This window comes from Alkalicoccus chagannorensis DSM 18086, assembly GCF_000429725.1.
GTDB classification, from domain to species: domain Bacteria; phylum Bacillota; class Bacilli; order Bacillales; family Salisediminibacteriaceae; genus Alkalicoccus; species Alkalicoccus chagannorensis.
This window is the reverse complement of record NZ_AUCK01000014.1, coordinates 1-12,804: the sequence shown is the minus strand read 5'-3', so window position 1 is coordinate 12,804 and position 12,804 is coordinate 1. Positions and strand designations below refer to the sequence as shown.

Sequence of the window (12,804 nt, the reverse complement as noted above, 5' to 3'; positions counted from 1 at the left end):
CGTGTCACCTCCTTGAAGATATGGAAACAAACCGCTGCCGCTCTTCGCGGAGGCGGGCGAGAATACAGTTGATCACCCACTGCTGTTCCACATCCCGCAGCGCCGATCCCGACGGCAGGCAGAGTCCCTGCTCGAACAATCCTTCCGACACGCTCGTCTGATTGCTGTGCGGGTGGTACTCCACGCCTTGAAAGACCGGCTGCGTATGAAGCGGCTTCCATACCGGACGCGCTTCGATATTCTGCTCGGCGAGCGTTTCGATCAAGTGATCCCGCGTGACTTTCGTGAACTTCGGATCGACCGTCAGCGTCGTCAGCCAGCGCGTCGAATAGGACCCCTCATACTCCGGCATGAACGTAAATCCTTTCACCCGGTCGAGTGCGTCCTGGTAAATCTCGAATACCGCCCGCTTCTGCTTAATGCGGATGCGGAGCTGCCGCAGCTGCGCCCGACCCACCGCGGCAAGCAGGTTGCTCATGCGGTAGTTGTAGCCGATTTCTTTATGTTCGTAATGCGGCACCGGTTCTTTCGCCTGCGTCGCGAGCTTTTTCGCCCGGTCAATCGCCGGAATCGAACGGGAGACCAGCATGCCGCCCCCGGACGTCGTGATGATTTTATTGCCATTGAACGAAAAGGCGCCGTACATGCCCATCGATCCGGTCTGGACGCCAAAGTAGGAGGCGCCGAGGGATTCGGCGGCGTCTTCGATCACCGGCACATCGAAATGACGGCAGATGCGGAGAATTTCCCGCATTTTCGCGCTCTGGCCGTACAGGTGGACGACGATGACCGCTTTCGGCAGCCGGCCGTCGAGCGCGTCCTGCTTCATCGCCCGGCGCAGGGCACGCGGCGACATGTTCCACGAATCCGGTTCAGCGTCGATAAACACCGGCTCCGCTCCGAGGTAGAGCGCCGGGTTGATGCTCGCAATAAACGTGAAGCTCGAGCAGTACACCCGGTCCCCCCGGCCGATGCCGAGCAGTTCCAGCGCGAGGTGAATTGCCGCGGTGCCGGACTGGACGGCCGCTGCGCCCTGCATGCCGGTAAAGGAAGCAAACTCCTGTTCAAAGGCATCCAGATGCGGACCGACCGGCGCGATCCAGTTGCTCGCAGTCGCATCGTCGAGAAACTCGATTTCTTTTCCGCTCAAATGCGGTGGTGATAGATGAATTTTATGATTGTTGATGTTGGACAAAAACAGCACCTTCTCTCTTGATAATTTTCGCGGGCGTGCCGACAGCTGTGACACCGGCGGGCAGATCATCGATCACCGTCGATCCAGCTCCCGTCACCGCCCACGCCCCCACGTTCTTGCCGGGAATCACGCAGCTGCCTGCTCCGAGATGCCCTCCTTCGTGCACCGTGACACTGCCGGTCAGCGTCACGTTCGGCGACAGATGCACATAGTCGCCGATCGTATTGTCGTGCTCGACCACCGCCCCCGTGTTCACGATGACATGACGGCCGACCTCCGCATCCGAATTGACGACCGCCTGCGGTCCTAGCAGAGTTCCGGCACCGATTCGGCTGTCGCCGTTGATCTGCGCCGACGGATGGACGAGCGACGCGTAGGCCGTTTCGGGAAAGTCCAGCCGGGCGGCCAGCTGCTGACGGACCCGGTTGTTTCCGATGCCGATAAACCACTTCACATCCGGGAATCCTTGATGCAGCGCTTCTGCATACGACACGGGCGCATACATGCGCCCGTCTGTAATCTTCATATGGGTAAACCGGTCATCGAGGACCCCGGCGAGTTTTACGCCGGGCATCCGGGCAGCGATGGCGGCGGCCACTCGGCCGTGTCCCCCCGCGCCGACAATAATCAGATCCATCAATATCCCTCCCCTTTGAACGACGGCAGGATGTCACTTAAATATTGAATGTTGAGCGTCATGCTGTATTCATACCAGAAGAATCCCGCATACAGGACGACAATAGCGAAGTAGATCAGCGGCTGATCGCGCCAGCTGAAGATTTTCACTACCCAGGCAATCAAAATGAGATTGAACAAGTCGAAATAGATGGCGAAGCGGGCGAAAATCCAGTTCTGTGTGGAAATCAGCATAAATACAATGCTCAACAGCGCCAGGTTGACGAGGTAGTCGCTTTTTGGATACAACGCTTTGAGCTGCTTTCTGCCGATAAACGCGAGCAGCAGCGGCGCAGCGGAAACGGCCACCCTCATCGCATTGGCACCGCCTTCGTTGAATTCGGAGTATTCCCCGTACTGCGTTTCCGACATCGCCTCAAACAGCACTTCCGACAGCTGCTGGTAGCCGATGACCCCGAGCACGCCAAGCGCGAGCAGCCCCATCGTGGACCAGGACCAGGCTTCCCGCCGGACGATGAAGTAGACCGGCAGCAGGATGAGCGCACTCTGGTGAAACGTCGAAGCGAGCAGCACACACCCGGCATAGCCGAGAAACTTGCCTTTCATGATGAAATGAACGGAAGCGAACACGATCGAGGCGGCCAAGTACTGCCGGATGCCGTTCATCGAGACGAGAAACATACCCGAAGCGATGAAGACGAACAAACTCAGTTCAAAGAGCGGTGAATACCGATACAGAACGAATCCGATCAGCGACAGCGTGATCAGTGCGCTGGCAAAAATCATCAGCTGCGCATCATGGGAAAACTGCTGCAAAAACATCTGCAGCACCACGAATCCTTCGTCCTGCATTTCCGGAAGATCGCCCCACGTGAACGTATCCCGTTCATAAATATTGCTGTACACATACGTATCGCCGATGTTCGTGCGGAACCCGGAGACGAGAATCATGCAGAGCACCGCTGCAGCTGCAAACATGCCGTCCGGCCGCCGTTCCAGTCCGGCCAGCTGCATCATCTCCGTTTTCGGCTCCGGCCGGGCCAGTGCTCTCGCCATCAAACCGAGCATCATCACAAACAGCAGCTGCAGCGTAATGATCTCCATGCGCGTCCCTCCTTAAGCGGTTGTTTTCCATTGAATATAACAGTACAGCAGCGCACCGAATGGAATCGCTGCAATCGTTGCTCCTTTTTTCGGCGATTCCCGGAGAAACCGCCGATTGCGGCCGAGCATCGAACTCGACACGTAATGAATGCACTGCCGGAATTGAAACGGCAGGCAGGATTGTTCGAGCTGCATCAGCTCCCGCCGGTAGAAAGCAAATCCCTGCGGATTCGATTTGTACTGGTAGAGCATGTTATGGGACGAACCGTCCAGCTGATAATCGACGTAGCAGACCGGCTCGTTCATCAGCAGCAGTGGATAATGCTGATCGAGCTTGTAATACTTATAGGCGAGGCCGACGTAGCGCTCCCCGTGAAACAGCGGGTATGGATACAGCTTCGTCAGCTCGGTTCGGTACACGAGCTTTTTATCACCGCGGACCGACCAGCGGTTGTACAAATCAAAGAGCGTCGACCGGGTCAACGTGGAAGGAAACGGTGTGCCAATGAGCCGGCCCTCCATGTTCGTGTTCAGCGCGGCAAAGCCCGCCGCCTCCGTCGTACCGAACATCTCCCAGAAAAGGAGCATGTTATGTACGGCATCCGGATAAAAAAAATCGTCCGAATCAAGGCAGACGTTCAATTCCGTATCGATATGGCTGTAGGCTGTATTGTGGGCGCCGTGCATGCCCTGGTTCTGCTGGTAAATGTAGCGGATATCGACCGCTCCTTCCCGCTGCCACGTCCGCACGAGCGCGCGCGTATCGTCGGTGGAGCCGTCGTCGACAATCAGCCAGACGAACCGCTGATCCCGCTGTTCCATCAGGCTGCGGTAGCAGCGAGGCAGGTAGGCGGCGCGGTTATACGTCGGCGTGAAAACGGTAATCTTCGCGTCCATCGGCGGCCCCCTTTCCTTTCTGCAGGTAAAAGCCGGTCAAGGATGCTGCTGTTTTCTCAGCGTCGACCTGATCCAGCACCGCTTCCGGAATACGATGCCGTTTCGGCGGCAGCAGCATCCGGATTGTCTCGATCCAGCTGCCGGTATCGTGCAGCGGCAGGTAGTGCAGCAGCCCGGCCTGCAGGTCGACCTCTTTCGTGATATGATCCGAGACGAGGCACGGCAGCCCCGATACCTGCGCTTCGATCAACGTGACCGGGTACCCTTCATGAAACGACGGCATGATGAACAAATCTGCCGCCGACAAGTACGCAGCGACATGATCCTGAATACCGGTGAAATGCACATCGGAAGCGACCTGCAGCTGAATCGCCAGGCTTCGCAGCCGGTGCTTCTCCGGACCGTCTCCAACGAAAAACAGCCGCGCATCCGGCCGCTTCTTTTTCAAGGCGGCGAACAGGCGCAGCGTCATCTCGTGATTCTTCGGTTCTTCCATTCTTCCGACCTGCACTAATACCAGCGCCTTAGAAGAAATTTGCCAGGCCCGCCGCATCCGGTGCCGGTCGAGCGAAGAATAGCGGAACCGGTCCGTATCGATCGTATTCGGCAGCACGAAAAACGTGCGTTTCCCCTTTTCAAACAGCCACTCACCAGCTTCTGTCGAACAGGCGAAGCGGTCGGTAGCGGTCGTCCGCAGCTGCTTGCCTGCGTACCATTTATAGAGCCGCTTGAGCCTTCCCCCTTCGCTCTTCGTGCTGTGGCTGTGCGCAATCCGCACCGGCAGCCCGGCCCGGGCCGCCTGCCCCAGCACCATCCCGCTCATCTGATCCATGTGGGCATGCACAATCTGGTACTGCGGATGCCTGCGGAAAAAGTCGTACAGCGCGCTCTGATACAACTTCGGACCGACTTCCCCGGCTCCCGGGATCCGGTGGACCGTCCCTCCGAGCGCGCGGATCTCTGCATCGAATACGCCGGGCTTCGACGTAAGAAAATCAAACTGGACCAGGCTGCGGTCCATGCGGCGGTAAATATTCATTAAAAACGTTTCGGCACCACCCCGATTCATGTTAACGAGGACGTGCAGTACTCTCATCGGTTTCACGAAGCGACACCTCCCTGTCCATAAACGGCCGGTACATCGCCTGAAGCTGCTTCTGGACGACCGGCCTGCTGAACTGTTTCACGATTTTTTGTCTGGCCGCCGCCCCACACGCGGCTGCTGTTTCCGGATGCTGCTGCAGATACTGGATGACGGCAGCGAACGCTTCCGGCTGCTCGTCAGGCACGATGAAGCCGTCTGTCTCGTGCTCGATCAGCTCGCGGTGCCCCCGGTTCGCCAGCGCCGCCACCGGCAGGCCGCAGGCCATCGCTTCCATAATGTTGACCGGCAGCCCTTCCCGCCTGCTTGAGGCGGCTACGGCATCGCTTGTGATGTACCAGGCGCGCATGTCCCGCTGCTCGCCCACAAAAAACACCCGGTGTCCGACACCGAGTGACGCTGCAAGTGCTCTGCCCGACGCGGCCTCCCCCGGTCCCGCGAGCACCAGCTTCACCTCATCCCCGCAGAACGCGAGCATGCGGATCAGCAGCTGCTGGTTTTTGTTCTCGTTGTATTCCGCTGCGTAAAACAGCACGTAATCTTCGCTCCCCCACCCTCGTTTCTTTCGTTCGCGCTCTCTTTCTTCCATCCCCCCTGGATAGAACTGTTCTGTATCGACGCCGACACCGGCCACGTACGCCAGAGAGCCGGATCGCAGCCGGCGGTCCGCCAGCTGATAGTCTTCCTGATTGATGGTAACTAAGCCGTCCGTCACATAAGAGAGTACGTATTCCACCGGATAGTAGCTCACCCACGCTTTCCAGGACGCCCCGCGGCAGAAATGAAAGCCGTGCGCCGTGTAGAGACTTTTCGTCTCCTTCAGGCCGGCTGCGGCGGTTCGTGCCAGCAGGCCGCCGACCGGTGTATGACTGTGGACGATCTCATATTTCTCCCGGCGCATGATCCGCCGGAGCTCGGCTGCGGCGCGTGCGTTTTTCCACGTCAGCGGCGACCGCTCCAGCTCCATGTGGTACTGGCGGTCGACCGAGGGGAGCGTCTCTTCGCCATTGGAAAAGGTATGCACCTCCCAGCCTTCCTCCTGCAGCCACTGGAAAACCGGAAGATGGAACAGGCGGAAGTGATACGTGACGCTCGCGCAGAAGAGGATCTTCGGCCGGCTCATGACAGCACGCTCCGCTCCCGGGTCACGACGTCCTGCATATGATCGATCAACCGCTCCCGAAGCTCCGGATACTGGAGCGCATAGTGGATCGTCGCTTCCAGGAACCCGAATTTTTCGCCCACGTCAAAGCGCTTCCCTTCAAACTGGAATGCCTCGACCGGCTCCACGGCAGCGAGACGCGAGATGGCGTCCGTCAGCTGCACTTCGCCGCCGGCCCCAGGCTCCTGGGAGGCAAGGAATTCAAAAATGCGCGGGGACAAAATGTAGCGGCCGAGAATCGCAAGGTTGGACGGCGCCTCGCTCGGATTCGGCTTTTCGACGAGCCGCTGTACCTGGCGCCTTCTACCTCCCCCTTCGGACACCGGATCGACAATCCCGTACCGGTGCAGCGTCTCGCGCGGCATCGGCTGCACCCCGAGCAGGCTCGCCGGTGTGTCGTCGAACGCATCCAGCATCTGCTTCAGGCACGGTTCCTCGGCATCGACAATGTCATCACCTAGCAGCACCGCAAACGGTTCATTGCCGATAAACTTTCGAGCACACCAGACAGCATGTCCGAGTCCTTTCGGTTCCTTCTGGCGGATGTAGTGAATGTCCACCATGTTGGAGGTGCGTTGCACTTCTTCCAGCAGGGCGAATTTCTTTCCATTGCTGAGCGTGCGCTCGAGCTCCGCCGCCGAATCGAAATGGTCTTCGATTGCACGTTTGTTTTTTCCGGTGACAATGATGATATCTTCAATGCCGGACGCAACAGCTTCTTCAATAATCAGTTGAATCGTCGGCGTATCGACGATCGGCAGCATTTCTTTCGGCATCGCTTTCGTCGCCGGCAGAAACCTCGTTCCAAGGCCTGCAGCCGGAATGATCGCTTTCTTGACACGCATGGTTACACCCTCCTTCAAGCTTCGTAGGAATACACATCGGCTTTCGCCGTATCGTTTGCGAGCGTAATGATGGCTTCCCGCAGTTCGTCATTCGTCATCGTCGAGAACTGCTGCAGAAAGGCCGCCGTATTCGATGTATCCGCGAAGTACGGCCGCCCGAGGTAAATCTTCGGGAAGATCTGCTCGTCGTGGATCTCTTCTTCGTTCAACAATTCTTCATACAGCTTCTCTCCGGCCCGGACGCCGGTGTAGCGAATGCCGATATCGTCGGCGGTGTGCCCGCTGAGCCGGATCATGTTGACGGCGAGATCGACGATTTTCATCGGTTCTCCCATGTCCAATACGAACGTCTCTCCGCCCTCCGCCAGCGTGCCCGCCTGAATCACGAGGCGCGATGCCTCGGGGATCGTCATGAAATACCGCTCCATGTCCGGGTGGGTGACCGTCACCGGTCCACCGGCTTCGATCTGCTCGCGGAAGAGTGGAATCACGCTGCCGCTCGATCCGAGCACGTTGCCGAAGCGGACGACCGCAAACGTCGTCCGGCTCCGCCGGTTCATCTGGTGCACCATAATTTCAGCAAGCCGCTTCGATGCTCCCATCACGCTAGTCGGGTTAACCGCTTTATCGGTAGAGACCATGACAAACACAGCCACACCTGCATGATGGGCTGCTTCGGCCGTCTGGAGCGTGCCGATCGTGTTGTTTTTCACGGCTTCGTGCGGATTCCGTTCCATAAGCGGCACGTGTTTGTGAGCCGCGGCGTGGTAGACGACGTCCGGTTTCTTCTGCAGGAAGACTTCCTGCATGCGCTCCCCGTCCTGAACGTCTGCGATAACGGTCGTGACGACGGTCTCTCCTGCAATATGCAGCAGCTCCCGTTCGATTTTATAGATGCTGTTTTCGCCGTGGCCGAGCAGAATAATCTCCGCCGGGCTGAACTTCAGCACCTGCCGGCAGATTTCGGAGCCGATGGACCCCCCAGCGCCGGTAATAAGCACTTTTTTCTTCGTGATGGATTCCTGGATGCCGCACTCATCGAGTTCGACCGGTTCCCGTCCGAGCAGATCTTCGACGGACACATCTCGGAAATGACTGATCTCGACCTGCCCGGTCGCCAGATCCTCGATCATCGGCAGAATCTGCGTCTTCGCCGGCGCCTGGGCACAGGCGTTGTACATGTGCTTCAGCCTGTCGCGCCTCAGCGACGGAATGGCGATGACGATATGTTCAATCCGGAAACGTTTGACGATGCCCGGAATATCTTCGGTCCCTCCGGCGACTGGCAGCGATAAAATATCCAAGCGCTGTTTGTTGATATCGTCATCGGCAAACGCCACAGGAAGCAGCTCGCTGTCTTTGTTTTGAATGAGCTGCCGGGCAATCATCGTACCGGCGGCGCCGGCACCGACGATGAGCGTGCGCCGCCGTCCTTTCTGAGCGAACGGCGATCGGCTCTGCAGCATGCGGAGCCAGAAGCGGGAGCCTCCGACACCGAGCACCATCAGAAGCCAGGTGACAAAGAGAATCCGGTATTGAATAAAACCGAAGACGAGCAGGTGCAGCAAGGCAATCAGCGCCACCGAGGCGGTGAGCGCTTTGAGTATCCGCTTCAATTCGCCGATACTGGCGAACTCCCACGACTGACGGTGCAGCTCAAACAAAAACGAAATCAAATGATAACTGAACAGGATGATCGCGAGCGTCATCCAGAAGCTCGGCGTCCAGTAGATACCGGGCTCGTTAATGATAATGAAGCTTGCGAGAAAAGCGGAAATCATCATCACGGAATCGAGCAGCAGAAATATCATAACTCTCGTCCGGTGCTTCACGTTATTCCTCCTTTCCGCCCGGGAACACCCGGCTTCTCCTTGCTTTACGAACGTGGACCGGTTTCCAATCATACCGGGGACGGCCGTCTCCGACGTGTTCCAGAGCGGCCCCCGGCCTTCGTTGTATCGGCGTTCCATTCATGTTTGCGTTGGTGTATACTAGGGAATGTACTGGTAACGGCGATTCTTCATGGTGTCACCGTATTCCTGCTGTTGAGATGGTACAGGCACTGAGCGGACGCTGATACTCCGGTGGCAGCCGGAAGCAGTACCCGCGTGCTCAGCACCTTCTTGCAGCCGTGTACAGGAAGATGGCAGTCTTCCTGTACACAGCAGTAATCGGGCCTTCAACCCATCCCCACTCCATACCACCGACGACCGGCGTCTAAGGTCATAACGACCCACAGCATAGACGAGTACCGTCGGTGATAGGGGATCAGCGGTGTCTCCCGTTCCTGCATGCTTCCAGCTTTTACAGCTGGAAGCTTATTTTTTTGTGGTGTTCCGGATGAAGAACTGTTTGAACGTGTACTGCTTGCGGTTGAGAATGACGCCGATGATGTTGGTGCCGCGTCCTTCCAGTGATATTTTCGTGTCCTTTAAGTCTGCTGCTTTCGTCCGGTTCCGCCTCGCGACAATGACGGTACCGCCGCAGAGGCCCGCAGCCGCCTGGCTGCTTCTTCCTTCGAGAATCGACTCTGTCTCGATAAGCACGTAGTCAAACTGGCGCTCCACTTCTTTAAGCATGCGCCGGAATGCGTCCAGGTAGACAGCCGGATCAACGGCCGAGGACATCACCCCGCACGGCAGAATGGACAAGCCGGTGAACTGCGTTTCATGCAGACACTCTGATGTCCGTTTCTGCCCGAGCAGCACGTGACTGAGGCCGGCCCCGGTGTCACAAGTGAAATGCTGATGCATGACCGGCTCCTGGAAGTTGGCGTCAATGATCAACACCCGCTTCCCCTCTTTGGCCATCGTCAGCGCGAGATGCCGGACAATCGTGGATTTCCCTTCCCCATTTCTGGCAGAGACCACGGCGAAACTTTTATGCTGATGAAGCTCCGAAGCAAATTCCAGGCTCGACTTCAGCCGTCGGAACTCTTCATGAAAGGTAGAGCCGTAGGAGCTGTAAAACTGCTGCAGCCTCCTGCTTTCGGTTTTCTTTGTCATGATGATCTCTCCTCCTCCTGTAACGATGATTCCACTGCCGCGGGATCCGGCTCTTTCACCCTCCGGGATGGCCGGGAAATACCGGCAATCACCGGCAGGCCGACCGCTCGTTCAATATCCCGCTCGCCCCGGATTTTGTCGTCGAGTGCATCGAGCAGCAGTGCCAGCCCGATGCCGAGCAGCAGCCCGAGCACGGTACCGAAGATCAGCAGGTTGTTCGTCGGCGTATAGACCGGATTATCGAGACTGACCTGCACATCTGCGGTGGACAGCGGCAGTACTTCGACATTGCCAATGGTGCCGGAGACCACTCCCGGGAATACCTCCGTGATGGTATTGGCGATTTCCACCGCATTCTCTGCCGATGTATGTTCGACGTCAATTTGGATAATGTCCGAGCCTTCCCCCGACGTCGACGTCACCCGTTCCGCCATCTCGGAATGGCTGATGGGAAACGACAGCTCTTCAATGACAGCATCCATAAACAATGGTTCGTTGATCATTTCCGTCATCGTATTCATATTGACGTTCTCTTCCGTGACGATGACCGACGACTGCGCCCCGTAAATATGCACCAGCTGGTTCTGCTCCATATAGAACATCAGCAGCCCGCCGATCGCGAGCGTGGTGACCACAATGACGCTCCACCTTCTTCGTACAGCACGGATCACCTGTCTGACCCGCAGTCCCTGTTTTTCTTCCTCACCCATACCAATATCCCTCCCTGATCATGAAAATCTCCACTGAATGACTGCTGCCTGGTTAAGTCGTTGTACATATTCTATAAAGGAAGGATAAAAGACGCAATTAAACTTTCTGAAAATTCTACCAATGAAGTTCTAAACCCTCTTCAACCCAACCAGGCCAATCGAACCCCCAACCGTGCCGGCTGCTTCGAGTCGAACACGCGCGGCTGTTGCTGCCTTTCGCTTTGCGTCCGTTTCTGTCCCACGTAGAAAAACCCCTCCGTCATCCGACGAAGAGGGATGCCTGGGTCACAGGCAATAGACCTTTCCCATGCATTACACATTATTACACAATGAATCGGTGCTCATTTACCTACGGGTTTATGCCCAATTCGTCCGTTCGTTGATAGGTTGGGGAAAGAAAAAAGCACTTTTCCCGTCAAAACGGCTCTCAGCGGCGAAGTCGGCCTTTCTTTTTCCGAAAATGACCCCTCCCATCTGCTTACACAATCGCACACAATCCAGGTCCTGCGTCACATCCTTTTTGCACAATTCCTGCCGTTCCTCCGCACTTCTGGTCGTATCGTCGGAAAAAATGCTGCGTGCCACGACAGGCGGATACAGCCGGTGCCTGCTCGAAGAACGAACAAGCGCTGCTGATCGGAGATCTTTTTAAAAACAACGCTCTGTTAAAGGCTGGTGGTGATAGAAACAGGACGCCTGCGGGTAAGCGTCAAAGAATACGTACGGAAATCAGGCACTGTGCCTGCCGCGCCGGGCTTTCCGCAGGGCTTGTCTTCAAGTCCTTCTTCCCCTCTCCCGGGGAAGAAGGAATTTTCAGAAGGCGCGGCTCGGGATCCGCGCCTTCTGCTCGGGCACGTGAAAAAGCCGTATACCTTTCTCTTTTTGAAGAATGGCATACGGCCCACAGGAACAGACCGAAAAGCAAAAAAAGGACGGCACCATGAAGGTACCGCCCGCCTGAGCTGTTGTTATTCGTCTTCTGCTTCGACTTCATCGTCGTCGAAGAATTCAATTTCTACTTCGAGCTCGTCATAGCCGTCTTCCAGATCAAAGGCTTCCATGGTCGCATCGAGGATTTCGTCGTCCGAGCTGTCTGCGTCCAGATCAAGTTCTGTCAGCGGCTCTTCCAGCTCATCCAGTGCTTCGTCGCCTTCCATCTCTACTTCTTCACCGCCGCGGGAATCTTCAATTTCCGCTTCCGGCTCTCCATCATTATACTCATACTCTACTTCGTATTCGCCGTCATCGTACTCAGCATCGAGTTCAAACTCATCAAAGTTCAACTCTTCATACCAGTCGCCATCCGCGTCACCCGCGGCTTCGTTGTTCATGTCATCGTCGTCGTTGTTCATCATGTTGTCATCGTCATCATCGTCGTCATCGTTCATCATGTCGTCGTCGTCGTCATCATCGTTCATCATGTCGTCATCGTCATCATCATCGTCGTTCATGTTGTTATCATCGTTGACGACGTTGTTGTTGTTTCCGAGGTCCGCGTTTGGATTGTTATCCGTACCGCCGTTATCGTCGTTGCCGCATGCAGCCAGTGTCAGGACCGCTGCTGCGGTTACTGTTGTCAGCATGGTCTTTTTCATGAATGATACGCTCCTTCAATGTTTCCTGGATTCATTGTGTTACAAGTGGACTCTTCCCCGGTGTATTCGTCATTAAACATCAACCGAAGAACTAGTTGAATGAATCCGTTTCCAGGAAAACATTTGTTTATTTCAAAAAGTTTTTTTCGTGACGGTGATAGAAGTAGAAAGCAGCAAGACGAAAAGCGAAGCCGTCTTTGCATCGGAGCGCGCCTCCAGCTTCTGGACTTCACGCGCCATTTACAGGAACATATGTTCTTTTTTTACTGCAAAAAAAGACCCCGGAAAACCGGGGTCGATTCGTTATTACTTCTGCACGTTGGCAGCTTGTGGTCCACGCTGGCCTTCTTCGATGTCGAAGTTGACAGTCTGGCCTTCGTCGAGTGTCTTGAAGCCTTCGTCCTGAATAGCGGAGAAGTGAACGAATACGTCGTTCTGTCCTTCAACCTCGATGAAACCGAAACCTTTTTCTGCGTTAAACCATTTTACTGTACCTGTAGTCATACAATATTCCTCCTGTGTGGGGGTTGCCCACGTAGTATTGCTAGTTGAT

12 protein-coding genes are annotated in these 12,804 nt (G+C 56.2%); all 12 read right to left on the bottom strand.

What is annotated here, in order from left to right:
- Positions 1-4: 4 nt before the first annotated feature.
- On the bottom strand, positions 5-1,195 hold the full coding sequence (locus G477_RS19170; RefSeq protein WP_035211669.1) for a DegT/DnrJ/EryC1/StrS family aminotransferase: 1,191 nt from the start codon (positions 1,193-1,195) through the stop codon (positions 5-7).
- Positions 1,173-1,832, bottom strand: coding sequence for an acetyltransferase (locus tag G477_RS0108975; RefSeq protein ID WP_026697673.1), 660 nt, complete (start codon positions 1,830-1,832; stop codon positions 1,173-1,175). Before G477_RS0108975 ends, G477_RS19170 begins: the two co-directional genes overlap by 23 nt.
- Positions 1,832-2,935: an EpsG family protein gene (locus G477_RS0108970; protein ID WP_026697672.1), complete on the bottom strand. Its 1,104-nt coding sequence runs from the start codon at positions 2,933-2,935 to the stop codon at positions 1,832-1,834. Before G477_RS0108970 ends, G477_RS0108975 begins: the two co-directional genes overlap by 1 nt.
- A gap of 12 nt (positions 2,936-2,947) precedes the next feature.
- Positions 2,948-3,832, bottom strand: coding sequence for a glycosyltransferase family A protein (locus G477_RS0108965; protein ID WP_026697671.1), 885 nt, complete (start codon positions 3,830-3,832; stop codon positions 2,948-2,950).
- Positions 3,795-4,928, bottom strand: coding sequence for a glycosyltransferase family 1 protein (locus tag G477_RS19165; protein ID WP_245575458.1), 1,134 nt, complete (start codon positions 4,926-4,928; stop codon positions 3,795-3,797). The genes G477_RS0108965 and G477_RS19165 overlap by 38 nt, the downstream gene beginning before the upstream one ends.
- Positions 4,903-6,057, bottom strand: coding sequence for a glycosyltransferase family 4 protein (locus tag G477_RS0108955; protein ID WP_026697670.1), 1,155 nt, complete (start codon positions 6,055-6,057; stop codon positions 4,903-4,905). Before G477_RS0108955 ends, G477_RS19165 begins: the two co-directional genes overlap by 26 nt.
- On the bottom strand, positions 6,054-6,941 hold the full coding sequence (galU, locus tag G477_RS0108950) for a UTP--glucose-1-phosphate uridylyltransferase GalU (protein ID WP_026697669.1): 888 nt from the start codon (positions 6,939-6,941) through the stop codon (positions 6,054-6,056). Before galU ends, G477_RS0108955 begins: the two co-directional genes overlap by 4 nt.
- A gap of 14 nt (positions 6,942-6,955) precedes the next feature.
- Complete coding sequence (locus G477_RS0108945) at positions 6,956-8,773, bottom strand: polysaccharide biosynthesis protein (protein WP_026697668.1); 1,818 nt, start codon at positions 8,771-8,773, stop codon at positions 6,956-6,958.
- 486 nt (positions 8,774-9,259) lie between these two features.
- Complete coding sequence (locus tag G477_RS0108940; RefSeq protein WP_026697667.1) at positions 9,260-9,946, bottom strand: CpsD/CapB family tyrosine-protein kinase; 687 nt, start codon at positions 9,944-9,946, stop codon at positions 9,260-9,262.
- Positions 9,943-10,656, bottom strand: a complete 714-nt coding sequence (locus tag G477_RS0108935) for a YveK family protein (protein ID WP_026697666.1) — start codon at positions 10,654-10,656, stop codon at positions 9,943-9,945. Before G477_RS0108935 ends, G477_RS0108940 begins: the two co-directional genes overlap by 4 nt.
- A 968-nt stretch (positions 10,657-11,624) precedes the next feature.
- Positions 11,625-12,251 (bottom strand): YusW family protein, encoded by a 627-nt coding sequence (locus G477_RS0108925; protein ID WP_026697664.1) that lies wholly within the window; start codon positions 12,249-12,251, stop codon positions 11,625-11,627.
- A 306-nt stretch (positions 12,252-12,557) separates the two neighbouring features.
- The gene (locus G477_RS0108920) at positions 12,558-12,755 is read right to left on the bottom strand and encodes a cold-shock protein (RefSeq protein WP_026697663.1); all 198 of its coding nucleotides are present in this window, start codon (positions 12,753-12,755) and stop codon (positions 12,558-12,560) included.
- Between the last annotated feature and the right edge of the window lie 49 nt (positions 12,756-12,804).